The organism is Clavibacter michiganensis (assembly GCF_016907085.1).
Lineage (GTDB): Bacteria > Actinomycetota > Actinomycetes > Actinomycetales > Microbacteriaceae > Clavibacter > Clavibacter michiganensis_O.
The window spans coordinates 3,216,514-3,241,708 of record NZ_JAFBBJ010000001.1; the positions used below are offsets into that span (position 1 = coordinate 3,216,514).

Here is a 25,195-nt window from a genome sequence, read left to right on the forward strand (position 1 = left end):
GCCGAGATGACCGCAACGCCCGCGCAGTGGGAGTACCTCACCACGCCCCTGATGATCCACAACACCGCCGCCATCCTCAACACCTGGGGATCGCAGGGCTGGGAGCTCGTGCAGGTCGTCACCGGCCCCGAGGGCGGGCTCGTCGCGTACATGAAGCGCCCGGTCGCCGGCGCGGAGCACGGCGCCTGATGGGCGCGATCTCCGACCGGCTGGCCGAGCTCGGCATCGAGCTGCCCGCGGTCGCGGCCCCCGTCGCCGCCTACGTCCCCGCCGTCGTCCACGGCGGCCTCGTCTACACGAGCGGCCAGCTGCCGTTCGTCGACGGCGCGCTCGCCGCGACCGGCAAGGTCGGCGCCGAGGTGTCCGCCGAGGATGCCAAGGCGCACGCCCGCACGTGCGCGCTCAACGGGCTCGCGGCCGCGGCGGACGCGGCCGGCGGCGTCGACCGCATCGCTCGCGTGGTCAAGGTCACGGGCTTCGTCGCCTCGGCCGAGGGGTTCACCGGGCAGCCGGGCGTGATCAACGGCGCGAGCGAGGTGCTGGGGGAGATCCTCGGCGATGCGGGGATCCACGCGCGCTCCGCCGTGGGCGTCGCGGAGCTGCCGCTCGGCTCGCCCGTCGAGGTCGAGCTCGTGGTGGCGCTCGTCGAGTAGTAGTCGTCGTCCGCCGCGGCGGACAGGGAGAGGGCCGGGTGCGCATCGCACCCGGCCCTCCTCATGTCGGGCTGTCCTCGGCCGTCAGCCTGCGGTCATCCGATCGCTGATGACCTGCATCACCTGCGTGTCGGCCAGCGTGGTGGTGTCGCCGATGGCCCGGCCCTCCGCCACGTCGCGCAGCAGCCGTCGCATGATCTTCCCCGAGCGCGTCTTCGGCAGCTCCTGCACCACGAAGACGCGGCGCGGCTTGGCGATGGCGCCGATCTGGTCGGAGACGTGCTTCCGGAGTACCTCGTTCGGGTCCTCGTCGCCGAGGGCGCTCGCCTCGGCCGAGCGGAGGATCACGAAGGCCACGACCGCCTGGCCGGTCGCCTCGTCGGACGCGCCGACGACCGCGGCCTCGGCCACGTACGGGTGCGCGACGAGCGAGGACTCGATCTCCGCGGTCGAGAGCCGGTGGCCGGAGACGTTCATCACGTCGTCCACGCGGCCGAGCAGCCAGATGTCGCCGTCCTCGTCGAGCCGGGCGCCGTCGCCCGCGAAGTAGCGGTCGCCGAAGCGGTCCCAGTACGTCTCGCGGTAGCGCTCCGGATCGCCCCAGATGCCGCGGAGCATGCCCGGCCACGGCTCCGTGACGACGAGCAGGCCGCTCTCGCCGCGGGCCACGGGCTCGCCCTGGTCGTCGACCACGGCGACCTCGATGCCGGGGATGGGGGACTGCGCGGACCCCGGCTTCGTGGCGGTGACGCCGGGGAGCGCGGAGATCATGATGCCGCCGGTCTCCGTCTGCCACCACGTGTCGACCACGGGCACGTCGCCGCCCCCGATCACGTCGCGGTACCAGCGCCACGCCTCCGGGTTGATGGGCTCGCCGACCGAGCCGAGCAGCCGGATGGAGGAGAGGTCGCGCGCGTCGGGGATCTCGCGGCCCGTCTTCATGAAGGAGCGGATGGCGGTGGGCGCCGCGTAGAGGATGGTCACCCCGTGCTTCTCGACGATGTCCCACCAGCGGCCGGGCTCCGGGGTGTCGGGCGTGCCCTCGTAGACGACCTGCGTGGCGCCGTTGGCGAGCGGCCCGTAGACGACGTAGCTGTGGCCGGTGATCCAGCCGACGTCCGCCGTGCACCAGTAGACGTCGGTCTCGGGGTGCAGGTCGAAGACGTTGCGGTGCGTGTAGGCGGCCTGCGTGAGGTAGCCGCCCGAGGTGTGCAGGATGCCCTTCGGCTTCCCGGTGGTGCCGCTCGTGTAGAGGATGAAGAGGGGGTGCTCGGCCTCGAAGGCCTCCACCTCGTGCTCCGGATCCGCCGCGGCGATCCGCTCGTGCCACCAGAGGTCGCGCGTCTCGTCCCAGTCCACCTCGTTCTCGCCGCGCCTCACGACGAGGACGTGCTCGACGGATCCGGCCGATCCGACGAGCGCCGCGTCCACGGCCGGCTTGAGCGGGAAGACCTTGCCCTTGCGCCAGCCGCCGTCGGCGGTGATGACGACGCGCGCCGCCGCGTCGTCGATGCGCGCGCGCAGGCTCTCGGCGCTGAACCCGCCGAACACGACCGAGTGGACCGCGCCGATGCGCGCGACGGCCAGCATCGCGATCACGGCCTCCGGGATCATCGGGAGGTAGATCGCGACGCGGTCACCCGCGACGACGCCCAGGTCGCCGAGGGCGTTCGCGGCGCGCTTGACCTCCGCGGTGAGCTCGGCGTAGGTGAGGTCGCGGGTGTCGCCCGGCTCGCCCTCCCAGTGCAGCGCGACGCGGTCGCCGTGGCCGGCGAGCACGTGCCGGTCGAGGCAGTTGTAGGCGACGTTGAGCCGGCCATCGGGGAACCAGCGGGCGACGGGGGCGTCCGTCCAGTCGAGGACCGTCTCGAACGGGGTCTCCCAGGTCACGAGCTCGCGGGCCCGGTCGGCCCAGAAGCCGAGGCGGTCCGCGGCGGCGGACTCCGCGAGGGACTCGTCGGCGACGCGCGTCGCGCGGAACGCGTCCGACGGCGGGTGGACGGAGCTCGGCTCGGGCGTCGCGGCGGACGGCGAGGGGACGGTCGTCCCCGCCTCGTCCGGGTCGTGGTCGGCGGGCCTCGCGGCTCCGGGCTGGGTCGATCGGGGGTTCGTGGACATCGTCATCGTCATCCTCTCCGCGACCCACGTTAGCGGGTGGGTCGCCCGGCGCCAGGGGCGACCGCGGAGGGCGGTGGCGACCGACTGCCCGGGAGCCTGGTGGGGGAACGGCCAGAAGACGCACAACCCTCCCGTGGCGGGAGGCGTGCGGCGTATGCTCATGCCGTCGGGTCAAGCCCGACGTGTGGCGAGTCCAGGATTCCCCCGATCCTTCGTCACGTGGCGGCGCCCGTTCCCCCGATGGGCGCCGCCCCTCTTCCTCCCCAGGAGGTCGCGGTGACAAGGCCTCCCCGGCTGCATCCGACGGGGCTCGTCGGCGCCCGTAGCCGCCTAGCCTCCGCGCATGATCGAGTGGCAGGCATCCGTCGTCGGCCGCGGCGTCCTCCCGGAGGAGGCGTCGCGACACCGGTCCGCGGGAGGGGCGGGACCGGGTGCGCGTCATCCCGTCGGCGGCCCCGCGGCGTTCGTCCCCCGGGCGAGGACGGCTGACGGGTCCGGTCCGGGTGCGGGGACCGTCGTGGCCCTCCGGTCGCCCGCGGGCGTCGCCGACATCGAGCCGGACCCGCCCCCGCGCCGCGTCCCATCGGCGCTCGGTCCCCTCGCCCCTCTGGTGGGGGACCCCCGGACGACCGACGTCTTCGTCAACGGCGACGGCGAGGTGTGGGTGGATCGCGGATCCGGCCCCGAGCGCCGACCCGGGGTCGACCTCGGCGGTGAGCAGTCCGTGCGGGCGCTCGCCGTGCGGCTGGCCGCGGAGGGCGGGCGGCACCTGGACGAGGCGGCGCCCTGCGTGGACGTGCGGCTGGGCGACGGGATGCGCATCCACGCGGTGCTGCCGCCCGTGTCGACGCGCGGCACGCTGCTCTCCATCCGGTTGCCCTCGCGGGCGAGGCCCACGCTCGACGCGCTCGACGTCGCGGGTGCGTTCCCGCCCGGCTGCCGCGCGCTGCTCGAGGAGGCCGTGCGCCGGCGCACGAACCTCCTGATCACGGGCGCGGGCGGCAGCGGCAAGACGACCCTGCTCGGCGCGCTGCTCGCCCGGGCGGATCCTCGGGAGCGCATCGTGCTCGTCGAGGACGTCGCCGAGCTGCGGGTGCGGCACGCGCACGTCGTCTCGCTCGAGGCCAGGCAGGCGAACATCGAGGGGGCCGGGGAGCTGTCCCTGCCGCGCCTGGTGCGGGAGGCGCTGAGGATGCGGCCGGACAGGCTCGTCGTGGGGGAGTGCCGGGGCAGCGAGATCCGGGAGCTGCTCGGCGCCCTCAACACCGGGCACGACGGAGGTGCGGGGACCCTGCACGCCAACAGCGTTGCGGACGTGCCGGCCCGGCTCGAGGCGCTGGGGGCGCTCGCCGGCATGGACGCGGTCACGACGGCGCGGCAGGCGGTGACCGCGATCGGCCTCGTCATCCACCTCGCGAGGACGCCGCAGGGGCGTCGGGTGACGGCCACGGGACGCCTCGCGACCGGCGACGACGGCCGCCTCCGGGTGATGCCGGTGCGCTGGGACCCCGGCGCGGGTCCGATGGCGCAGCCCGCGGTGGCGGTGGCGGCGACGGCGACGGCGCCGGATGCGCGCGGGACCGGCGCGTGATCCGGCGCTCCCACCCCGTCCCGCTGCGTCGGCGTCTGCGAGGCGCGGGCGACGAGGCGGTCGTCGAGGAGGCGGAGGAGATCGCCGGCTTCGTGCGACGGCTCGCCGTGCTGCTCGGTGCGGGCCTGCACCCGGAGCGCGCGTGGTCGCAGCTGGCGCCGCCGGGAGGTCGGGCCAGGCGGGGCGAGCGCGCGGTGCCCGCCATGGTCCGCCGCGTGGCCGCGGGTGCCGGATCGGATCCGCTCGCCGCGCGCGTCGTGGAGGCGGCCACCGCGGTCGAGAGGGCGGGCGGAGCCACCGCACGATCGTGGTGCGCGCTCGCCGCCGGGCTCGAGGTCGCGGATCGCACAGGAGCGCCGCTCGCCCGGTCCCTCCACCGGCTCGCCGACTCCCTCGTCGACATCGCCCGCGTGCGCCGCGACGCCGGGACGGCGCTCGCGGGGCCGGTGGCGACCAGCCGCACGGTGCTCCTCATGCCGGGCGCCGGCCTGCTCCTGGCGGCGGGGCTCGGCTTCGATCCGCTTCGCGTCCTCGTCACCACCGTGCCCGGGCTGGCGTGCCTCGTGGTGGGTTCCTCGCTCGTGGCGATCGGGTGGCGGTGGAACCGCGGCCTGGTGAGCCGAGCGGTGTCGCGCGAGCCGGCGCCCGGACTGGTCCTCGACCTGGTGGCGATGGCCATGTCCGGCGGGGCGTCCGTGCCTCGCGCGGTCGCGGTCGTCCGCCGTGCGTGCGAACGCGCCGGGCTGGGCACCGGCGATGACCTCGCCGCCGTCGGTTCGGTCGTGGACGCGGCAGCCCGGACGGGCGCGCCCGTCGCCGCGCTCCTCGGGAGCGAGGCGGAACGGATCCGCAGGGACGCCGCCACCCGGGCCGAGCGGGCTGCGGCGCGTCTCGCGGCGCGGCTCATGCTGCCGCTGGGCGTGTGCATCCTGCCGGCGTTCCTGGCGGTGGGCGTCGTCCCGATGCTGCTGGCCGTCGTGTCCTCAACACTCGGCCACGGATGACGGCATCCCCCATCGGAGATCCCGTCACGGGCCGAGCCGTGCGGACGGGGCATGGTGATGTCCCGGCCGAGGGTCGGCAGGGACAGGACGGCGGGCAGCGCCCGTCAGAGGGAGAGGACGAGGACATGGGACGCATCGAGGAGCAGGTGTACCCGATCGACGTGCATGGCGCGGGGGCTGCCGCGGCTCGGGGAACTGCATCCGGGACGAGCGGAACGGCGGTGGCACCGGAGGGCCGCGCGGTGTGGCCGCTGGCCGCCGCGACTGCGACTCCGTCGCGATCATCGGGACGCGCGATGAGCTGCGCGAGGAGCTGCAGCGGGGAGGTGGCGACAGCACCCCCGAGGCTCGTGCCGTCGCGATCCGCGCGTGTGGCGCAGGCGGCGCGTCGTGCGCTCCTCGGACGCTCGGCGGGCGACGGGGGCGCGGCCACCGCCGAGTACGCCATCGCGACCATGGCGGCGGTGGCGTTCGCGGGCCTGCTCGTGGTCATCCTGCAGAGCGACGAGGTCCGCGGCATGCTCCTCGACCTCGTGCGGCGTGCCCTGACCTACGACCGGTGATCCCGCGCGCCTCGGCGGGGGTCTGTCCGCACCACGACCCGCGTGCGTCGCCTGTCGCGGATCGCGGGGCGGCAGCGGCGGAGCTAGCGGTCGTGCTGCCCGCGGTCGTGCTGGTCCTCGGGCTGTGCCTGGGCGCGGTGCAGACGGTCGGCCAGCAGATCGTGCTGACGTCCGCGGCGGAGGAGGCGGCACGGAGCCTCGGACGAGGGGAGGACGCGGGCACGGCATCGGCGCGCATCGAGGGCGCGGCTGCGGGAGCGTCCATGGCGGTGGATCGCTCGGGTCACGCCGTCTGCGTCCGGCTCACGGCGCCCAGCCGATTCGGGCCGGCGGGCGCGGCGGGGCTCCGCGTCTCGGCGCGGGGGTGCGCATGGCAGGAGGATCCGGATGCGCCGTGACGGCGACGGTGGCTCGGGCACCGTGGTCGCGGTCGGCGTGCTCGGAGCGGTCACCGCCCTCGCGCTGGCCACGGTCGCCGTCTCCTCCGTGCTCGTGGAGAGGGCGGCCGCCGCGGGGGCCGCGGACTCCGGGGCGCTCGCCGCCGCGGATGTCGCCGCGGGGTTCGCGGCCGGATCCCCGTGCTCGGCGGCCGAGGAGGTCGTGTTCGCCGCCGGGGCGGCGCTCACGGCATGCGACGTCACGGGCACGACGGCTGTCGTGGAGGCGGAGCGCCACGACGGCCCGATCGGCCTGCCGGTGACAGCGCGTGCGCGCGCGGGTCAACCTCCGTCCCGGGCGCCGGGATGACCCGCACCGGCGCCTTCCTCCGGGGCGTCGCCCCCTCCCGCCTGAGCTGAGGTGCGCCGGTCCAGAGCGTCGCGTCGCCAGCCCGCGAGAGCGGTCGGCGCTCCAGGGGGCGTCCCGGTCCACGTCCGAGCGGGGTGCTCCGGGCCGGCCGCGGTGCCGCCGGGACGCGCCGCGTTCGGGCGGCACCGCGATTAGGTGGCCGGTCGGTACGCGTGTGTATGGTGTGCCTTGTCGGGGACCCCGCCGCACGTCGCCCCGGATCGGATCCGATCCGAGCGGGCACGCACCCCGCACAGCGGGCCGGCCACCGGCCCCCACGAACGCATATATAAGGAGTCACGTGCCCGGCACGAAGAAGTTGGTCATCGTCGAGTCGCCGGCCAAGGCCAAGACGATCGCCCAGTACCTGGGCAGCGGCTACGAGGTGCAGGCCTCCGTGGGTCACATCCGCGACCTCATCGAGCCCAAGAACCTGCCGCCTGAGCTCAAGAAGGGCACGCTCGGCAAGTTCTCCGTGGATGTCGAGAACGGCTTCGAGCCGTACTACGTCGTCAGCGACCAGAAGAAGAAGACGGTCGCCGACCTCAAGCGGGCGCTCAAGGACGCCGACGAGCTCTTCCTCGCGACGGATGAGGACCGCGAGGGCGAGGCCATCGCCTGGCACCTGCTGCAGGTGCTGAAGCCTAAGGTGCCGGTCAAGCGCATGGTGTTCCACGAGATCACCAAGGAGGCCATCGAGCGCGCCCGCGACAGCACGCGCGACATCGACACGGCCCTGGTGGACGCGCAGGAGACGCGGCGCATCCTCGACCGCCTCTACGGCTACGAGGTGTCGCCCGTGCTCTGGCGCAAGGTCGGACCAGGCCTGTCCGCGGGCCGCGTGCAGTCCGCCGCGACCCGGCTGGTCGTGGACCGCGAGCGCGAGCGGCTCGCCTTCGTCACCGCCTCTTATTGGGACCTGACGGCGTCGCTCTCCCCGCTCGACCAGGAGCTGCCGTTCGACGCCCGACTCGTCCGCATCGACGGCGCGCGCATCGCCACGGGCCGCGACTTCGACGACAAGGGCGCCCTCAAGAACGACTCGCGCCCGCTCGACGCCAGCAGCGCGGAGGCGCTCGCCGAGGCGCTCCGCGACCCGTCCGTGCCGCTCAAGGTGCAGAGCGTCGAGTCGAAGCCCTACACGCGTCGCCCCGCAGCACCGTTCACCACGTCGACGCTCCAGCAGGAGGCGGCGCGCAAGCTCCGCTTCTCCGCGCGCCAGACGATGAGCGTCGCGCAGTCGCTCTACGAGAACGGCTACATCACCTACATGCGCACCGACTCGCCCTCGCTCTCGCAGCAGGCGATCAACGCGGCGCGCAAGCAGGCCGCGGAGCTCTACGGTCCCGAGACCGTGCCGGACAAGCCGCGCCTCTACGCCGGCAAGAGCAAGAACGCGCAGGAGGCCCACGAGGCCGTCCGCCCCGCGGGCGAGACCTTCCGCACGCCCCAGCAGCTCGCCTCCACGCTGCGCGGCAACGACCACAAGCTCTACGACCTCATCTGGAAGCGCACCATCGCGTCGCAGATGGCGGACGCGAAGGGATCCACCGCGTCGGTCGTCATCGCCGCGGGGCCCACGTCCGCGGGCGAGGTGGCGGAGTTCGCCGCCTCCGGCACGGTCATCACCTTCCGCGGCTTCCTGGCCGCGTACGAGGAGAGCCGTGACGAGGAGCGCCACGGCGCCGCCGAGCCGCGCGAGGCCAAGCTCCCCGATCTCAAGAAGGGCCAGGACCTGCGCCTGGTCGACGTCGACGCCAAGGGGCACGAGACCAGCCCGCCGCCGCGCTACACGGAGGCGAGCCTCGTCAAGACGCTCGAGGAGCTGGGCATCGGTCGTCCGTCGACCTACGCGGCCATCATCTCGACGATCGTCGACCGCGGCTACGTCACGCCGCGCGGCACCGCGCTCGTCCCCAACTGGATCGCCTTCTCGGTGGTGCGGCTGCTGGAGGAGTTCTTCACGGAGCTGGTGCAGTACGACTTCACCGCGGGCATGGAGGACGACCTCGACCGCATCGCGGAGGGCTCGGCCGAGCGCGTCGACTGGCTGAAGGGCTTCTACTACGGCAACGACGCGCACAAGGGGCTCCGCCCCACCATCGACAACCTCGGCGAGATCGACGCCAAGGAGATCAACTCGCTGCGCATCGCCGACGACATCACCCTGCGCATCGGCAAGTACGGGCCCTACCTGGAGGTGCACGAGGAGGGAGCCGCCGCGGACGCGACGCCCCGCCGCGTCAACCTGCCGGAGGACCTCGCGCCGGACGAGCTGACGGCGGCCAAGGCCCGCGAGCTCATCGACGCGCCGGTCGTCACCGATCGCGTCATCGGCATCAACCCCGAGAACGGCAAGCAGATCGTCGCGAAGGACGGCCGCTACGGCCCCTACGTCACCGAGCTCGATCCCGAGCCGGAGGCGGCGCCCGCCGCCCCTGCGGACGGCGTCGACCCCGCGACCGGCGAGGTGCTCGAGAGCGCGTCGACGACTGCCACGGCGGCACCCGCGAAGAAGGCGCCCGCCAAGAAGCCCGCGGCGAAGAAGGCAGCGGCCGTGAAGCCGCGCACGGCCTCGATCTTCAAGTCGATGGACCTCGCCACGGTCGACCTCGAGACGGCCCTGCGCCTCCTCGACCTCCCGAGGGTCGTGGGTGAGGACCCGGAGACGGCCACGCCCATCACGGCGCAGAACGGCAAGTACGGCCCGTACCTGAAGAAGGGCACGGACTCGCGCTCGCTCACGAGCGAGGAGCAGATCTTCGAGATCGACCTGCCCGGCGCCCTCGAGGTGTTCGCGCAGCCCAAGTACGGTGCGCGCCGTCCGTCCAGCGCGCTCAAGGAGTTCGACGCGGATCCCGTGAGCGGCAAGGGGATCAAGGTGAAGGACGGCCGCTTCGGTCCGTACGTCACCGACGGCGAGACCAACGCGACGATCCCGAAGAGCGAGTCCGTCGAGGACATCGACTTCGACAGGGCGGTCGAGCTGCTCGCCGACAAGCGCGCCAAGGGGCCGGCGAAGCCGAGGGCCAAGGCGAAGGCCCCGGCCAAGTCGAAGGCCAAGGCGCCCGCGAAGACGAAGACGGCCACGGCGAAGACGAGCGCCGCGAAGGCGACCACCGCGAAGAGCGGCGCCGCGAAGAGCACCACGGCGAAGACGACCACGGCGAGGTCGGCCGCCGCCACGAAGGCCGCGGCGACGCGGGCCGCCAACAAGGCGGCCGCTGCTGCGGCGACGGCGTCCGACGCGACGTGACCGGCGTCTTCATCACCCTGGAGGGCGGCGACGGCGTGGGGAAGTCCACGCAGTCGGCGCTCCTCCGGGGATGGCTCGAGGACGAGGGCCACGAGGTCGTCGTGACCCGCGAGCCGGGCGGCAGCGACCTCGGGGTGGAGATCCGCGAGATCGTGCTGCACCGTCGGGGACACATCGCGCCCCGCGCGGAGGCGCTGCTGTATGCGGCCGACCGCGCGCATCACGTCGAGACGGTCGTCCGGCCGGCCCTCGAGCGGGGCGCCGTCGTCCTGCAGGACCGCTACCTCGACTCGTCCGTCGCCTACCAGGGTGCCGGTCGCGTGCTGGACGCCGCCGAGATCCGCGAGCTGTCGCTCTGGGCCGCTCAAGGGCTCCTGCCCGACCTGACCGTGCTGCTCGACCTCGACCAGGCCGCCGCCCGGGTCCGCCTCGACGCCGCGCGGACGCGCTTCGACCGGCTCGAGGCCGAGCGCGCCGACTTCCACGAGCGCGTCCGCCAGGCGTTCCTCGGGCTCGCGGGCGCCGAGCCGGACCGCTTCCTGGTCGTCGACGCCGCACGCCCCCGCGAGGAGATCGCCGCGGAGATCCGCACCCGGGCGCACGCGCTGATCGCGTCGGGGGCCTCCGCGTGAGCGGCGCAGCCGACGACCGCGTCCACGCGGGGCGGGCGTCCGCGACGCAGGGGTCCGCCGCACAGCCGTCCGGGACGCCCGCGAGCCCCGACGGCCGGGCCATCTGGGACGAGCTCACCGGTCAGTCCGAGGCCGTCGCCCTGCTCGCCGCCGCGAGCAGTCCCCGGGCCACCGCACGCGACGCCGCCGGCACCGCGCTCGCGCACTCCTGGCTGATCACGGGTCCCCCCGGATCCGGCCGCTCGAACCTCGCCTACGCCTTCGCCACCGCGCTGCTCAGCGACGGCACGCCCGAGGGCGATGCGGCGACGGCACGCCAGGTGGCCGCGCGCAGCCACCCCGACCTCGGCGTGCTCGCGACCGAGCGGGTCATCATCGCCATCGACGAGGTGCGCGCGCTCGTCACCTCGTCGCAGTACTCGCCGTCGGTCGGCCGCTACCGGGTCATGGTCGTCGAGGACGCCGACCGGATGACCGAGCGCACGTCCAACCTGCTGCTGAAGGCGCTCGAGGAGCCGCCGGAGCGCACCATCTGGATCCTCTGCGCGCCCAGCGAGGCCGACCTGATCCCGACCATCCGATCGCGCGTGCGCAGCGTGCGCTTGCGCATCCCGTCGGTCGAGGACGTGGCCGCGCTGATCCAGCGACGCGACGGCGTCGACGCCGCCACGGCGACGCGCGCCGCCCGCGAGGCGCAGAGCCACATCGGCATGGCGCACCGGCTCGCCACCGACGCCGAGGCGCGGGAGCGCCGCAGCCGCACCCTGGAGCTCGCCCTCGGGATCCGCTCGGTCGGCGACGCCGTGCGCGCGGCAGCCGCGATGCTCGAGCTCGCCGGCCAGGACGCCAAGGCCTTCACGGTGCAGCGCGACGCCGACGAGCGCGAGCGCGCGCTCCGGTCGCTCGGCGTGCAGGAGGGCGGATCCATCCCGCCGCAGCTGCGCTCGCAGATCCGGCAGCTCGAGGAGGACCAGAAGCGGCGCGCCACGCGCAGCCTCCGCGACGGCATCGACCGGATCCTCGTCGACCTCATGTCCCTGCACCGAGACGTGCTCCTGCATCAGCTGGGGGCGGACCTGCCCCGGGTGAACGAGGCGATCGCCCCTCGGATCGCGGAGGCCGCGGAGGCCGGGTCCGCCGCGGCGTCGCTCGCGGTCCTCGACGCGGTCGGCGTGGCGCGCCGTCGGATCGACGGCAACGTGTCCCCGGCGCTCGCCCTGGAGGCCATGCTCGTGTCCATCACCCGCACGCGCCAGGCGGGTCGCGCGTGACGCGCCGGAGGACGCGGATGCCGTCCGTCCGTCGCGCCGGAGCCCTGGGCGCGGTCCTCCTCGCGGCTGCCGTCGCCCTGAGCGGCTGCGGCCTCATCCCCGTCCCCGAGCCGCGCAGCTCCACCTCGAGTCCCACGACGGAGGACGTCGCGCCCGACCTCGCGCGGTACTACGAGCAGACCCTCGCGTGGTCCCCGTGCGAGGACGGCGCCCAGTGCGCGACCGCGACGGCGCCGCTCGACTGGTCCGCGCCGGACCCGGCCACCGACATCCAGCTCGCCCTCGTGCGGCACACCGCGCGCGGAGCCGACGGGCCCCGCGGGTCGCTCTTCGTCAACCCGGGCGGACCGGGGGCGTCCGGCGTCGACTTCGTGAAGGCCAGCGTCGACTACGCGGTCTCGCGCGATCTCCAGGACGCGTACGACGTCGTCGGCTGGGATCCGCGCGGCGTCGGGGCCTCGACCGCCGTCGACTGCGTGGACGACGCCCAGCTCGACTCCTTCCTCTACGGCGAGACCGAGGCACCTCCTGGCACCCCGGCGCACGACGAGGAGCTGGTGCAGGCCTCGAAGTCGTTCGCGGAGTCCTGCGCCGCCCGATCCGGCCCGCTGCTGCAGTTCATCGACACGCAGAGCACCGTGCACGACCTCGACATGCTGCGGGCCCTGGTGGGCGACGAGAGGCTCAACTACCTCGGCTACTCGTACGGCACGAGCATCGGCGCCCAGTACGCGCAGGACTTCCCCGGGCACGTCGGCCGCATGGTCCTCGACGGCGCGACGGATCCGTCCGCGAGCTCGTTCGACGTGGTGCTCGCGCAGACGACCGGCTTCCGCACCTCGTTCGAGTCGTACATGGCGGCCTGCCTGGCAGGGCAGGGATGCCCGTTCCGCGGATCCGTCGAGGACGGCGAGAAGACCGTCTCCACCCTCCTCGCCCGCCTCGACCAGAGCCCGCTGCGCGCCTCCGACGGGCGCGAGCTCGACGGGCAGGTCATGCGCAGCGCCATCGACTCCGCGCTCTACAGCGAGCAGCAGTGGCCGGCCCTTACGACCGCGTTCACCGAGGCCCTCCGCGGCGAGTCCGCGACGGCCTTCGCGCTCGCCGACTCCTACTTCGGCCGCAAGCCGGACGGCACCTACTCCGGCAACTTCTACGAGGCGTTCCTCGCCATCCAGTGCATCGACTACCCGGTGGAGCGGGATCCGGCGGTGCTCGTGACGGAGGCGGCCGAGATCCGCGCCGCCGCCGGCGAGCTGGCCGACGACGACACCTCCCGCGACGGCGAGCCCGATCCGCTCTGCGGCAACTGGCCGTATCCGGCCCGGGACGCCCCGGCGCCCGTGTCGGCGGAGGGCGCGGCGCCCATCGTCGTCGTCGGGACCACGGGCGATCCCGCGACGCCCTACTCGTGGGCGGAGGCGCTCGCGGGCCAGCTCTCCTCGGGCGTGCTGCTCACCTACGAGGGGGAGGGGCACATCGCGTACGACGAACGGGATCCGTGCATCGTGTCCGCGGTGGACGGCTACCTGCTCGGCGGGGATCCGCCCGCCGCCGGCACGACCTGCGGCTGACCCGGGCGAGCCCCGACCGCAGGCGGGGCGGACTCCGCGCCGCGGGTGTCCGGGAGCGGCCCCCGCATCCGGTATGCTCTCTATTCGTGCCCGGTGCTCTTCGAGTCCGGGCCGGGCCGCCTTAGCTCAGTCGGTAGAGCATCTCACTCGTAATGAGAAGGTCGTCAGTTCGATTCTGACAGGCGGCTCCACCACCCCTCCTCCCGTCGCGCTCGTCGTTCGCGTGCCGGGACGTGGCATGTCTCGTCCCTCACAGGGCGCCCTCGTCGATCGCCTCCCCGGGGTACCGGCGGGCGGACGGGCCCCCGGATGCGGCGTCTAACATGGCCCCATGCGATCCCCAGCCGACGGCCCCGACCGCGCGCGCGACGACCGCACCCATCAGGATGTCCCGGCGTCGCGCGCCCCCGCGTCCCGCCCGCGCGCCCGCGCGCGTGACCGCCGTCGCACCCGCTCCCTGACGGCCGCCGTCGCCGTGCTCGCCCTGCTCGCCGCCGGCGCCGTCGGCGCAGGCGCGCTCACCGGTCGTGCCGGCAGCGCCTCCGCGAGCGTCGCCGCCACCGCCGACCCGACGCCCACCCCGAGCCCGACGCCCACCGCGGCGCCGCCGCGTCCCGCACCCGCCGACCAGGCCGCCGCGCGTGACCTCCGCATGTGCTCCATCTCGTCCCTCGCGCAGGATCCGCGCCTCGCCACCTTCGAGGGCCAGGTCCGCGACGCCGCGACCGGCCGCGTGCTGTTCGACCGGAACGGCAGCACGCCGGAGCGCACGGCGAGCGTCATGAAGGTCATCACCTCGGCCGCCGCCCTCGCCGCGCTCGGCCCCGACCGGCGCATCGCCACCACGGTCGTCCGCGGGTCCGAGCCCGGCACGGTCGTGCTGGTCGGCGGAGGCGACCCGACCCTGTCGCGCCTCACCTCCGGCAGCTCCGTCTACCCGGGTGCGCCGCGCCTCAGCGACCTCGCCCAGCAGGTGCGCACGGCGTGGGCCGCGGATCCCGCCACGGCCGGCACGCCCATCACCCGCATCGTGCTCGACACCTCCCTCTTCTCCGGCGACACGTGGATCCCCTCGTGGGCCGCCACCGAGCGCAAGGCCGGGTACTCCAGCTTCATGACGCCGCTGCAGCTCGACGCCGACCGCGCGGATCCCGCCGCCGTCGTCTCCGCCCGGAGCGAGGATCCGCTGGCGCGCGTCGGCAGCACCTTCCGCTCCATGCTCGGCGGGTCGGCCGAGGTCACGCAGGGCACGGCACCCGCCGGTGCGGCCGTGCTCGGCAAGGTCGAGTCGCAGCCGGTGTCGTCGCTCATCCAGACCGCGCTCATCAACTCCGACAACGTGCTCGCGGAGTCGCTCGCGCGGCTCGTGAGCATCCAGGTCGGCGCGGGCAACACGCAGCAGTCGCTGGCGGCGGGCATCCCGAAGGCGCTGCAGGCGTACGGGCTCGACACCTCCACGCTCACCATCGTCGACGGCCAGGGGCTCAGCCCCGAGAACCGGGTCCCGCCGTCGCTGCTCGCGCAGCTGATGATCCAGGTCGACCAGCGGAAGCAGGCGCTCGGCTACCTGCACGACGGGCTCCCCGTCGCAGGACGCACGGGCACCCTCGCGGGCCGCTTCACCGGCGACAGCGCCGTGGCCCGCGGGCACATCGTGGCCAAGACCGGCTGGATCGACACCGGGTACACGCTCGCCGGCATCGTCGACGCGGCCGACGGCGCGAAGCTGACCTTCGCGTTCTACGCCATCGGGAACGTGACGGGCGACGCGAAGATCGCCCTGGACGCGCTGGCAGCGGGCACGTACCGCTGCGGGGCGGACCTGGGGGACGAGTGACGCGCGGCCCGGTCCCGGGCGGCGGATCCACGGCACCGGGCTCGGCCCGGGGAAGGAGGGGCGCATGAGCAGGGCTCTGTTCATCATCGACGTCCAGAACGACTTCACGGAGGGCGGCGCGCTCGGCGTCGAGGGCGGCGGCGACGTCGCGCGGGGGATCACCCGACTCCTCGCCGCGGAGCCGTACCGGTACGACCACGTGCTCGCCTCCCGCGACTGGCACGAGGCGACGGGCGGCAACGGCGGGCACTTCGCCGCGGCGGGCACCGTCCCCGACTTCTCGACCACGTGGCCCGAGCACTGCGTGCAGGGCACCCACGGCGCCGAGTACCACCCCGACCTCGACGTCACCGCCGTCGACTTCCACCTGCGCAAGGGCCAGGGCGCGCCCGCCTACTCGATCTTCGAGGGCACGACGGAGGACGGCGTGCCGCTGGCGGACCTGCTGGCGCTGCACGACATCACCGACATCGACGTGGTCGGCCTCGCGACGGACTACTGCGTGCTCGCCTCCGCGCTCGACGCGGTGCACCAGGGCAAGCGCGTGCGCATCCTCGCCGACCTCGTCGCGGGCGTCGCGCCGGCCACCAGCGCCGCCGCCCTCGACCGCCTGCGCGACGCGGGGGCCGACGTCGTCGAGGGCCCGGCCGACTGACGGCTGGCCGGCCCGCACCGCCGCGAGCACGAGCGCGCGCACCCGCGCGAGGACGAACACGAGCACGACACCGCACGGAAGAAGCGAGGACAGCATGAGCGCATCCACCGAGACCGACCTCCTGTCGGGCACGCCCACCACCCTGCTCATCGGCGGGGAGCGGGTCGAGGCCGAGGGCGGGGCGACGTTCGAGGTGCGGGATCCCGCGACCGACGCCGTCCTCGCACGCGTCGCCGACGCGAGCCCCGCGGACGGCGCGCGCGCCCTCGACGCGGCGGTCGACGCGCAGGCGGCGTGGGCGGCGACCGCGCCGCGCGCCCGGGGCGAGATCCTCCGCCGCGCGTTCGACCTGCTCCAGGAGCGCAAGGACGAGTTCGCGCTCCTCATGACGCTCGAGATGGGCAAGCCGCTCGCCGAGTCGCTCGGCGAGGTCACGTACGGCGGCGAGTTCCTCCGCTGGTTCTCCGAGGAGGCCGTGCGCATCACGGGCCGCTACGGCACGAACCCCGAGGGGACCGGCCGCATGATCGTGTCGCAGCATCCCGTCGGGCCCGTGCTGCTCATCACCCCGTGGAACTTCCCGCTCGCGATGGCGACCCGCAAGATCGCGCCGGCGCTCGCCGCGGGCTGCACCGTGGTGATCAAGCCGGCCGACCTCACGCCGCTCACCACGCTCCGGTTCGCCGAGTTGCTGGCGGAGGCGGGCCTGCCCGCGGGCGTCCTCAACGTGATCCCCACCACGGCCGCCGCCGACGTCACCGGGCCGCTCATCGCCGACCCGCGGCTGCGCAAGCTGAGCTTCACCGGATCCACGCCCGTCGGCCGGCAGCTCGGCGCGCAGGCCGCGCAGAACGTGCTGCGCGTCTCGCTCGAGCTGGGCGGCAACGCGCCCTTCGTGGTCTTCGCGGACGCCGACATCGACAAGGCCGTCGAGGGCGCGATGGCGGCGAAGTTCCGCAACGTCGGGCAGGCGTGCACGGCGGCGAACCGCTTCATCGTCGAGGCGTCCGTCGCGGGCGCGTTCGCCGACCGGCTCCAGGAGCGCATCGACGCCATGCGGATCGGGCGCGGCACCGAGGAGGGCGTCACGGTCGGGCCGCTCATCGACGGCCGAGCCGTCGACAAGGCCGACCGGCTGGTGCGCGACGCCGTCGAGCGCGGTGCCACCGTGCGCGCGGGCGGAGCGCCTGGAGACGGCGCCGGCCACTTCTACCCGCCGACCCTCGTCACGGGCGTGGCCGAGGGCAGCGACATCCTGCGCGAGGAGATCTTCGGGCCCGTCGTCGCCATCGTGCCGTTCGACGGCGAGGACGACGCCGTGCGCCTCGCCAACGACACCGAGTTCGGCCTCGTCTCCTACGTGTTCACGCGCGATCTCGCCCGTGGTCAGCGCATGATCGAGCGGCTCGAGACCGGCATGACGGGCCTTAACATGGGCGTCATCTCCAACGCCGCCGCGCCGTTCGGCGGCGTGAAGCAGTCGGGGCTCGGCCGGGAGGGCGGGCTCGAGGGGATCCACGAGTACCTCGACACGAAGTACACGCTCACGCCCGACCCCTTCGCGTCGTAGTGGCGCACGTCGTCCCGGTCGAGGACCTGGCGGATCCACGGCTCGCCGACTACAGCCACCGCACCGACGTCGCGCTCCGCAAGGCGGAGGGCGCGGGGCACGGGATCTACCTGGCGGAGTCGGCGCTGGTGCTCGAGCGGGCGCTCCGCGCCGGGCACGCGCCGCGGTCGGTCCTCGCGCTCGGCGGCACGGTCGACGAGGCGCTGGCGCTGGTCGGCGACCGGGAGGTGCCGGTGTTCACGGGGCCGGGAGAGCTGCTCGCGGAGCTCACCGGCTACGTGCTGCATCGCGGCGTCGTCGCGTCGCTCGACCGGCCGGCGCTGCCGTCGGTCGCGTCGCTGCTCGCGGGCGCGCGGCGCGTCGTGGTGCTCGAGGACGTCGTGGATCCGACGAACGTCGGCGCGATCTTCCGCTCGGTCGGGGCCATCGGCGCGGACGCGGTGCTCGTCACGCCGCGCTGCACGGATCCGTTCTACCGCCGCGCCATCCGCGTGAGCATGGGCACGGTGCTCCAGGTGCCGTGGACGCGCACGGGGGAGTGGCCGGAGACGCGCGCCGCGCTCGCCGATGCCGGCTTCCACTTCGCGGCGCTCGCGCTGACGCCCGACGCCGTGTCGATCCGCGACTTCCCGGCCGAGGAGCACGCGCGGCTCGCCATCGTGCTCGGCTCGGAGGGTCCGGGGCTCTCGGCGGAGGCGATCCGGTCGGCGGACACGGTCGTGCGGATCCCGATGGCGCACGGCATCGACTCGCTGAACGTGGCGGCCGCCAGCGCGGTCGCGCTCTACGCGCTCACGGCGCCGGCCGGCTGAACGCGCGGGCCGCTCCCTCCCCAGGCCGGCAACGGGCCGCTCCGGGGCCGATCCCGAGCGGATGGCGCAGGCCGGCGGGCCAGCGCCTAGCCTGGCCTCATCCACGAGAAGGGGTCCCCATGAGCACGCGTCCCGCACGCCGGCGCCCCACGCGCCTCGCCGTCGTCTACCTGGTGCTCGCGGTCGCCGGCCTCGTGCTCACCTGGTCGGCGAACATCCGCGTCGTCACGGAGGGCCGCGACTTCCTCGCGGACCTCTCCGCCGGCGGCCCGGCGGTCTCGTCGCTGTCGTGGGACCTGCTGATCGCGGCGGTCGCGAGCGTCGTCTTCATCGTCGTCGAGGGGCGGCGGCTGCGGATGCGGCGCGTGTGGATCTACGTGCTGCTCGCCCCGCTCGTGGCGTTCGCGGTCGCCCTGCCGGTGTTCCTCGCGGCGCGGGAGATGCGCCTGAGCGCGCCGGAGCGGGCGGAGCCGACACCGGGCGCGTGACACGTCACCGCCGGGGCGCCGGATCGTGTGGGCGCCGCCGCGCAGCGCAGCCCGAGCGCTGCAGCGCAGAGTCGCAGCGCCCGCGCATCCACCGCCCCCGGCGCGCGCTACACGAGCAGCTGGTGCTTCGCGAGGTCGCGGTAGAGCGGCGTCGAGACGACGAGCTCCGCGTGCGTGCCGGTGCCGACGACGCGGCCCTTCTCGACCACGACGATGAGGTCGCTGTCGACGACGGTCGAGAGCCGGTGCGCGATCACGATGAGGGTGCGGTGCTCGGCGACCGCGTCGATGGCCTTGCGGAGCAGCTGCTCGTTGAGGCCGTCGAGGCTGGAGGTCGACTCGTCGAGCAGGAGGATCGGCGGGGCCGACAGCAGCGTGCGCGCGATCGCGAGGCGCTGGCGCTCGCCGCCGGAGAGCATGATGCCGTCCTCGCCGACGGGCGCGTCGAGGCCGAGCTCGTTGCGCGCGAGCACCTCGGTGAGGTTCACGGCGTGCAGCACCTGGATGCAGTCGTCGTCGGTCGCGTCGAACGCGGTGAGCGTGAGGTTCTCGCGGAGCGTGCCGGCGAGCACGGGCGCGTCCTGCTCGACGTAGCCGATCTGGCGGCGGAGGTCCTCCCGGTCGAGCGTGCGGATGTCGCGCCCGCCGACGCGGACGACGCCGGACGTCGGGTCGTAGAAGCGCTCGATGAGCGCCAGGATCGTGCTCTTGCCCGCGCCCGAGGGTCCGACGAGCGCGATCCGCGTGCCCCGCTCGGCGCGGAAGCTGATGCCCTGGAGGACGCCGCCGCCCGTGCGGTCGGCGCCGGGGGCGGAGTCTGCGGCGTCGGCCGGAGACGCGGGTGCCTCGGTCGTCGCGGCACCGTCTGCGGTCGCGTCCGCATCGGCTGCCACCGGGTACGAGAACCGCACGTCCACGAGCTCCACGGCGGGCGCGTCCGTGCGGTCCGCGCCCGTGCCCGCGGCCGCGTCGTCGCGGAGGCGTCCCGCGATCTCGCCGTCGCCGTCGGTCTCGACGGGCAGCTTCACGATCTCCTGGATCCGGCCGAGCGCGCCGAGCGCCTGGTTGACCGCGGTCACGGCGCCGAACGCCTGGCCGAGCGGCATGATCATGAGGAAGAGGAACAGGATGAAGGCCACGAGGTCGCCGACCGTGATGGCGCCCGACGCGACGCGGAACCCGCCCACGCCGACCACCACGAGGAACGACGCCTGCAGCGCGATGCCGGCGATCGGGACGACCACGGCGGACGCCTTCGCGACCTTGATGCCCATCTCCCACGCGCCCTCGGCGTCGGCCTCGATGGTGCGGATCTCCCGGTCGGTGGCGTTGCTCGCGCGCACGGTGCGGATCGCGCCGATGGCGCGCTCGACGCTCGCGGCCAGGTCGCCGACCTTGCGCTGCGCGCGCTGGCTGGCGACGCGGATCCGCCTGGAGAGCCCCACGACCGCGACGACCGAGACGGCGACGACCAGCACGGTGAGACTGAGGAGCACGGGGTCGATGATGAGCATCGCGATGATGGCGCCGAGGAACGTGACCGCGCCGCCGATCGCCTCGACGAGGCCCTGCGTGAGCACCGCGCGGAGGAGCGTGGTGTCGGACCCGACGCGGGAGACGAGGTCGCCCGTGCGGCGCGTGTCGAACTCGGAGATGGGGAGGCGGAGGATCCGGCGCACGAGCGTGCGGCGCGACGAGAGGACGATGCCCTCGCCCATGCGCTGCAGCAGGTAGTGCTGGTAGCCGGAGAGCACGCCGGACACGACGACCAGGCCGACGAGAGCCCAGACGAGGACGCCGAGCTGGCCGCCCTCCTGCACGACGCCGACGACGCGCTGCACGAGGAGCGGCTGGCCGAGGCTCGCGGCCGCGCCGAGGACGCTCAGCACGACGACGAAGGCCATGAGCCCGCGCTGCTCGAGGATGTAGGGGAGGAGCTCCGAGAAGCGCGCGCGGGGTCCGTCGTCGGCGGCGTCGCGACGGGCGAACGGGTTGCGGGAGCGGGCGCGCGGCGCGGAGGAGGAGGGGCGGGCGGTGCTCATGCGTGGTCTCCCGGGTGGTGATCCTGATGTGCGGCGACGGACCTCGGGTGCCGGGCGGTGGCCGCTGCCGAGGCGGTGGCACCCGGTGCCGGATGCGTGGCGCCGCCGTCTGGACTCTACGCGCCGGCGGCTGCGCGTCCGCTCCCCGCCCGGCGGGCGTCGGGTCGTGGGAGGGTGGCAGCGGGACATCCGAGCTCGGAGGACGCACATGCGGGGATCGGCAGCGTCGCGTCCGTCCGTGGTCGTCGCCGTGGACCTCGGAGCGTCCGCCCTCGTGGTGCTCGTGCTGTGGATGACGGTCCCGGCGGGCGGGGGCGTCCTCCTGGCATGGCAGGTCGCGCTCGCGGCGGCGGCCGTGGGCGGCGTGATGCTGCGGCGTCGGTGGCCCCGCACCGCGGTCGTCGCCGCCGCCGCGGCCACCGCGGCGGCGTGGGCGGCCGGCCTCACGGGGGATCCGTTCGTGCTGGCCGGCGTCGCCCTCCACTCCGCTGCGCGCTCGTCGGCGCGACCGGCTCCCGCACGGACGGCGGCGGGCGTCGCCGTGGCCGCCGGCGTCGTCGTGGGGATCCTCGCGCTCGTGGCCGCCCCGGCGTTCGAGGAGGGCATCCGCGGCGCGCTCCTCAGCCTGGTCGTCCTGGGCGGGGCGGCGGCGGCGGGCGTCGCCGCGCGTCGCGCGGAGCACCTCGCCGTCGAGAACGGCGTCCTCGCCGAGCGCGCGCGCATCGGGCGCGACGTCCACGACGTCCTCTCGCACTCGCTGGGGGCGATCGGGGTGCGGGCGGGGGTCGCCGCGCACGTGCCGACGCTCGATGCGGCCGCGCTGCGCGCGACCCTCGCGGAGGTGGAGCGGACGGCGCGGTCCGGCGTCGCCGAGCTCGGCCTCCTCCTCGCCGCGACGCGCGCGGGTCCGGGCGAGCTCATCCCCGACGGTGCGCTGCCCGTCCGCCTGCGCGAGACCGTCGCGGCCGCGGAGGCGGCCGGCATCGCGGTGACGCTCGTCGCCGAGGGGCTCGACGTCCTGCAGGGTCCCGAGCGCGTCGCCGTGCACCGCGTCGTCCGCGAGGCGGTGACCAACGTGATCCGCCACGCCGGGGCCGCGCGCTGCGACATCGCGGTGCACGCCGACGACGCGGCGGTCCGGGTGTCCGTCGCCGACGACGGCGGCGGCCGGATGCCGCTGGCGGAGGGCGACGGGCTGCGGGGCCTGCGGGAGCGCCTGGCGATCCTCGGGGGCACGCTGGCCATCCGCGACGCGGACGGCGCCGGGGTGCGCGTCGACGCGGTGATCCCGCGGCCGCCGGCCGCGCACGGGTCGGGGCCGCGGTCGTGACCGGCGCGTCGTCGCCCATCCGCGTCGTCGTCGCCGACGACGAGCGGCCGCTCCGGGCGTCCTTCCGCCTCCTCCTCGACGCCGAGGAGGACATGTCCGTCGTGGGGGAGGCCGCCGACGGGACCGCCGTCGTCCGCGTCGCGGCCGAGACGCGGCCGGACGTGGTGCTCATGGACGTGCGCATGCCGGGCGTCGACGGGATCGAGGCCACCCGTCGCCTGCGCGGGCGGGCCGACGGGCCGCGCATCATCGTCCTCACCATGTTCGACGCCGATGCGCACGTCGACGGCGCGCTCCGCGCGGGCGCGTCGGGCTTCCTGCTCAAGAACGTCCCGCCCGCGGAGCTCGTGCGCGCCGTGCGCCTGGTGCACGCCGGGCACGCGCTCCTCTCCCCGGAGGTGACGGCGCGCGTCATGCGGCTGGCGACGGGGGAGGGACGCACCCCGCCGCCGCCCGATCCGCGGTCTGGCCGGTTGACGCGTCGGGAGCGCATGACGCTCGAGCTCATCGCCCGCGGTCGGTCGAACCAGGAGATCGCGGCGGAGCTGTTCGTGACGCACGCGACGGTCCGCACCTACGTGAGCCGCCTGCTCGCCAAGACCGGATCGCGGGATCGCGCGCAGCTCGTGGTCCTCGGCTACGAGTGGGGGATCGTCGGCAGCTGATCCCGACGCTCTGTCGACATCAGCATGACGACGGGGAGGCACGGCGTCGATGGACTGGTCGCATGATCCGGATATCGCACCTCGTCAAGCGCCGCCGCGGCAGGACGCACGTCGACGACGTCTCCTTCGACGTGCAGCCCGGCCGCGTCACCGGCCTCCTCGGCCCGAACGGCGCCGGCAAGAGCTCCACGATGCGCGTGCTGCTCGGGCTCGACGCGGCCACCTCCGGCACGGCGCTCATCGGCGGCGTGCCGTACCGCGCCCTCCGCGATCCCCTGCGGACGGTCGGCGCGATGCTCGACGGGCCGGGCGCGAACCGCGGCCGCACCGTCGCCGCGCACCTCACCTGGATGGCGCAGAGCAACGGGATCCCGCGTCGCCGCGTGGACGAGGTCCTCGAGGTCGTCGGCCTCCCCGGCGAGCGGCGCACCCGCGTCGGCAGCCTCTCCCTCGGCATGGGGCAGCGGCTCGGCATCGCGGCGGCGCTCCTCGGCGACCCGCAGATCCTGGTGCTGGACGAGCCCACCAACGGCCTCGACCCGGACGGCATCCGGTGGATCCGCCGGTTCCTCCGCGGTATGGCCGACGAGGGACGCACGGTGCTCGTGTCCAGCCACCTGATGAGCGAGATGGAGGACACCGCGGATGACTTCGTCGTCATCGCGCGCGGACGCGTGGTCGCGCAGGGCGGGTCGGCGGAGATCACGACCGGCTTCCACTCGCTCGAGAGCGCGTTCTTCGCCCTCACGGAGGGCGGGGCCGACCACCGGTCCGGCGACGTGGCGTCCCGGGATCGCGCATGAGCGTCCGGGGCCTGGCCGCCTCCGAGCTGACGAAGGCGCGCACGCTGCGGGCGATGCCGATCCTCGCCGCCGTCGCCGTCCTCGCCACGTGGCCCATGGCGTGGACGAACGCCGCGTCCGGCGCCGACATCCCGGCCGACGACCCGCGGCTGTTCTCCTCCGTCCCCATCCCGACCGAGTACCAGGGGTTCGAGATGGCGGGCTTCGGCTACGTCCTCATCGTGGCGCTCGGGGCGCTCTGGGCGGGCGGGGAGCACGGCGCCGGACGGCAGATCCGCAGCACGCTGCTCGCCTCCCCGCGCCGTGTCCCCGTGTTCGTCGTGTCGGCCGCCCTGCTGGCCGTCGTGACCGCGGTCGTCGCGTCCCTGACCATGTGGGGCGCCATCGTCATCACCCACGCGTCCTCGGGCGGGGACGTCGACCCGTGGCGGCTGACGCCGGCCATCTGGGCGCACCTCGGCGGCGTGACCCTCGCGTGGGTGCTCACGGCGCTCATGGCGTTCGCGATCGGGTCGCTGGCGAGGACGGCGATCCTCCCGCTGATCCTCCTGCTGCCGCTCGTGGTCGGCATCGGCGACCTCCTCGCCGGAGCGTGGGCGGGCGCGCGGTTCCTCCCGGTCACGGCGGGGGCGGCCATGTACTCCGACCCGGCCGCGGGGGCCTACCTCCCGCCCGTGGTCGGCGGCCTGGTGCAGGCCGCGTGGGCCGTCGTGCTCCTCGGCGTCGCGCTCGTGGTGTTCGCCCGGCGGGACGCATGAGCGCCCTCGGGCGGGCGATCCGCATGGAGGTCACGAAGGCCCGCACGCTGCGCAGCGTGCAGGCGACCGCGCTCGCCGCGGTGCTGGTCCCTCCCGTCGTCGCCGTCGTCCAGGCGCTCGCGGCGGATCCGGCGGCCGGCGCCGCGGGCGCGGTCCCGGTGGAGTCCCTCGGCTTCTCCACGGCGGGCCTCGCGCAGCCGCTCGTGATCCTCGCGGCCGTCCTCCTCACGGGCACCGAGCACGTGGACGGGCAGCTGCGGTCCACCCTGCTGGCGGTCCCGCGACGCGGGGTCGCGCTCGCCGCGAAGGCCGTCGTCGTCGCGGCGCTCACCGCCGTCGTGGCGCTCCTCGGGACGAGCGCGGCGGTGCTCCTCGCCCACGCGACGCGGGGCGACGACGGCCTGCCCTCGTCCGGCCTCACCGCGGGGATGGTGGGGAACCTCGTCGGGGTCGTCGTGAACTTCGCGCTCATCGGCCTCCTCGCCGCGTCGGTCACCGTGCTGACGCGGTCGCTCGTGGTGCCGCTCGTGGTCCTGGTGCCGCTCGTCCTGGGGCTCACGGTCTCGCTCGTCGGGCTCGTGCCGGCGGTGCGCTACCTGCCGGACCTCGCCGGGATCCAGCTGCTCACCGCCTACCCCGGGGTGGGGCTGCTGGATCCGCTGCCGGGCGCGCTGGTCATGCTCGCGTGGACGGGGGCGCTGGGCGCCGCCGCCGCGCTGTCCCTCCTGCGTCGCGACGCCTGAGCGTCGGGGCCGGCCGTGGCCCCGGCCCCGCCGCGTCCGGCCGC

Annotated in this window: 23 protein-coding genes and 1 tRNA gene; 22 read left to right on the forward strand and 2 right to left on the reverse strand. The window is 74.8% G+C overall.

Features of this window, described 5'->3' with window-relative positions:
* Nucleotides 1–6 precede the first annotated feature (6 nt).
* Nucleotides 7–189: a hypothetical protein gene (locus JOE38_RS15165; RefSeq protein ID WP_012297657.1), complete on the forward strand. Its 183-nt coding sequence runs from the start codon at nucleotides 7–9 to the stop codon at nucleotides 187–189.
* Nucleotides 189–653 carry a RidA family protein gene (locus tag JOE38_RS15170; RefSeq protein WP_104344362.1) on the forward strand — a complete coding sequence of 155 codons (465 nt, stop codon included), beginning with the start codon at nucleotides 189–191 and terminating at the stop codon, nucleotides 651–653. Before JOE38_RS15165 ends, JOE38_RS15170 begins: the two co-directional genes overlap by 1 nt.
* Nucleotides 654–737: 84 nt before the next feature.
* On the opposite strand, the gene acs is transcribed toward JOE38_RS15170, so the two are convergent.
* A complete protein-coding gene (gene acs, locus JOE38_RS15175; RefSeq protein WP_204577013.1) occupies nucleotides 738–2,777 on the reverse strand; it encodes an acetate--CoA ligase in 2,040 nt (679 codons plus the stop codon).
* A 337-nt stretch (nucleotides 2,778–3,114) separates the two neighbouring features.
* Here acs and JOE38_RS15180 point away from each other — a divergent pair, with 337 nt between their 5' ends.
* The 15 genes from JOE38_RS15180 (at nucleotide 3,115) to JOE38_RS15250 (ending at nucleotide 18,810) form a co-directional block, all read left to right on the forward strand.
* Nucleotides 3,115–4,362 (forward strand): TadA family conjugal transfer-associated ATPase, encoded by a 1,248-nt coding sequence (locus JOE38_RS15180; RefSeq protein WP_204577014.1) that lies wholly within the window; start codon nucleotides 3,115–3,117, stop codon nucleotides 4,360–4,362.
* A complete protein-coding gene (locus tag JOE38_RS15185) occupies nucleotides 4,359–5,366 on the forward strand; it encodes a type II secretion system F family protein (protein WP_204577015.1) in 1,008 nt (335 codons plus the stop codon). Before JOE38_RS15180 ends, JOE38_RS15185 begins: the two co-directional genes overlap by 4 nt.
* 371 nt (nucleotides 5,367–5,737) lie before the next feature.
* The gene (locus JOE38_RS16085; protein ID WP_307838906.1) at nucleotides 5,738–5,929 is read left to right on the forward strand and encodes a DUF4244 domain-containing protein; all 192 of its coding nucleotides are present in this window, start codon (nucleotides 5,738–5,740) and stop codon (nucleotides 5,927–5,929) included.
* Entirely contained in the window at nucleotides 5,926–6,327 is a 402-nt protein-coding gene (locus JOE38_RS15985) for a TadE family type IV pilus minor pilin (RefSeq protein ID WP_204577017.1), read from the forward strand. Before JOE38_RS16085 ends, JOE38_RS15985 begins: the two co-directional genes overlap by 4 nt.
* Nucleotides 6,317–6,676 carry an Rv3654c family TadE-like protein gene (locus JOE38_RS15200; RefSeq protein ID WP_204577018.1) on the forward strand — a complete coding sequence of 120 codons (360 nt, stop codon included), beginning with the start codon at nucleotides 6,317–6,319 and terminating at the stop codon, nucleotides 6,674–6,676. The genes JOE38_RS15985 and JOE38_RS15200 overlap by 11 nt, the downstream gene beginning before the upstream one ends.
* Nucleotides 6,677–7,016: 340 nt before the next feature.
* Nucleotides 7,017–9,971 carry a type I DNA topoisomerase gene (topA, locus tag JOE38_RS15205; RefSeq protein ID WP_204577019.1) on the forward strand — a complete coding sequence of 985 codons (2,955 nt, stop codon included), beginning with the start codon at nucleotides 7,017–7,019 and terminating at the stop codon, nucleotides 9,969–9,971.
* Nucleotides 9,968–10,603 (forward strand): dTMP kinase, encoded by a 636-nt coding sequence (gene tmk / locus JOE38_RS15210; RefSeq protein WP_204577020.1) that lies wholly within the window; start codon nucleotides 9,968–9,970, stop codon nucleotides 10,601–10,603. Before topA ends, tmk begins: the two co-directional genes overlap by 4 nt.
* Nucleotides 10,600–11,874, forward strand: a complete 1,275-nt coding sequence (locus JOE38_RS15215; RefSeq protein WP_374191165.1) for a DNA polymerase III subunit delta' — start codon at nucleotides 10,600–10,602, stop codon at nucleotides 11,872–11,874. Before tmk ends, JOE38_RS15215 begins: the two co-directional genes overlap by 4 nt.
* A gap of 17 nt (nucleotides 11,875–11,891) precedes the next feature.
* A complete protein-coding gene (locus tag JOE38_RS15220; RefSeq protein ID WP_239544851.1) occupies nucleotides 11,892–13,448 on the forward strand; it encodes an alpha/beta hydrolase in 1,557 nt (518 codons plus the stop codon).
* A 115-nt stretch (nucleotides 13,449–13,563) separates the two neighbouring features.
* Nucleotides 13,564–13,639 (forward strand) — tRNA-Thr (locus JOE38_RS15225).
* Nucleotides 13,640–13,779: 140 nt separating this feature from the next.
* The gene (dacB, locus tag JOE38_RS15230) at nucleotides 13,780–15,285 is read left to right on the forward strand and encodes a D-alanyl-D-alanine carboxypeptidase/D-alanyl-D-alanine endopeptidase (RefSeq protein WP_239544852.1); all 1,506 of its coding nucleotides are present in this window, start codon (nucleotides 13,780–13,782) and stop codon (nucleotides 15,283–15,285) included.
* Between the two features lie 64 nt (nucleotides 15,286–15,349).
* Nucleotides 15,350–15,940, forward strand: coding sequence for an isochorismatase family protein (locus JOE38_RS15235; protein WP_204577022.1), 591 nt, complete (start codon nucleotides 15,350–15,352; stop codon nucleotides 15,938–15,940).
* Nucleotides 15,941–16,034: 94 nt separating this feature from the next.
* Complete coding sequence (locus JOE38_RS15240; RefSeq protein WP_204577023.1) at nucleotides 16,035–17,510, forward strand: NAD-dependent succinate-semialdehyde dehydrogenase; 1,476 nt, start codon at nucleotides 16,035–16,037, stop codon at nucleotides 17,508–17,510.
* The gene (locus JOE38_RS15245) at nucleotides 17,510–18,322 is read left to right on the forward strand and encodes a TrmH family RNA methyltransferase (RefSeq protein ID WP_204577024.1); all 813 of its coding nucleotides are present in this window, start codon (nucleotides 17,510–17,512) and stop codon (nucleotides 18,320–18,322) included. Before JOE38_RS15240 ends, JOE38_RS15245 begins: the two co-directional genes overlap by 1 nt.
* A gap of 119 nt (nucleotides 18,323–18,441) precedes the next feature.
* A complete protein-coding gene (locus JOE38_RS15250; protein WP_204577025.1) occupies nucleotides 18,442–18,810 on the forward strand; it encodes a DUF2834 domain-containing protein in 369 nt (122 codons plus the stop codon).
* 107 nt (nucleotides 18,811–18,917) lie between these two features.
* Here JOE38_RS15250 and JOE38_RS15255 read toward each other — a convergent pair whose 3' ends face one another.
* Nucleotides 18,918–20,852 (reverse strand): ABC transporter ATP-binding protein, encoded by a 1,935-nt coding sequence (locus tag JOE38_RS15255; RefSeq protein ID WP_204577026.1) that lies wholly within the window; start codon nucleotides 20,850–20,852, stop codon nucleotides 18,918–18,920.
* A 208-nt stretch (nucleotides 20,853–21,060) separates the two neighbouring features.
* Here JOE38_RS15255 and JOE38_RS15260 point away from each other — a divergent pair, with 208 nt between their 5' ends.
* The 5 genes from JOE38_RS15260 (at nucleotide 21,061) to JOE38_RS15280 (ending at nucleotide 25,151) form a co-directional block, all read left to right on the forward strand.
* Nucleotides 21,061–22,182 (forward strand): sensor histidine kinase, encoded by a 1,122-nt coding sequence (locus JOE38_RS15260; protein ID WP_204577027.1) that lies wholly within the window; start codon nucleotides 21,061–21,063, stop codon nucleotides 22,180–22,182.
* Complete coding sequence (locus JOE38_RS15265) at nucleotides 22,179–22,847, forward strand: response regulator transcription factor (protein ID WP_307838898.1); 669 nt, start codon at nucleotides 22,179–22,181, stop codon at nucleotides 22,845–22,847. Before JOE38_RS15260 ends, JOE38_RS15265 begins: the two co-directional genes overlap by 4 nt.
* Before the next feature lie 62 nt (nucleotides 22,848–22,909).
* Nucleotides 22,910–23,650: an ABC transporter ATP-binding protein gene (locus JOE38_RS15270; RefSeq protein WP_204577028.1), complete on the forward strand. Its 741-nt coding sequence runs from the start codon at nucleotides 22,910–22,912 to the stop codon at nucleotides 23,648–23,650.
* A complete protein-coding gene (locus JOE38_RS15275) occupies nucleotides 23,647–24,408 on the forward strand; it encodes a hypothetical protein (RefSeq protein ID WP_204577029.1) in 762 nt (253 codons plus the stop codon). Before JOE38_RS15270 ends, JOE38_RS15275 begins: the two co-directional genes overlap by 4 nt.
* On the forward strand, nucleotides 24,405–25,151 hold the full coding sequence (locus tag JOE38_RS15280) for an ABC transporter permease (protein WP_204577030.1): 747 nt from the start codon (nucleotides 24,405–24,407) through the stop codon (nucleotides 25,149–25,151). The genes JOE38_RS15275 and JOE38_RS15280 overlap by 4 nt, the downstream gene beginning before the upstream one ends.
* The last annotated feature ends 44 nt before the right edge of the window (nucleotides 25,152–25,195 follow it).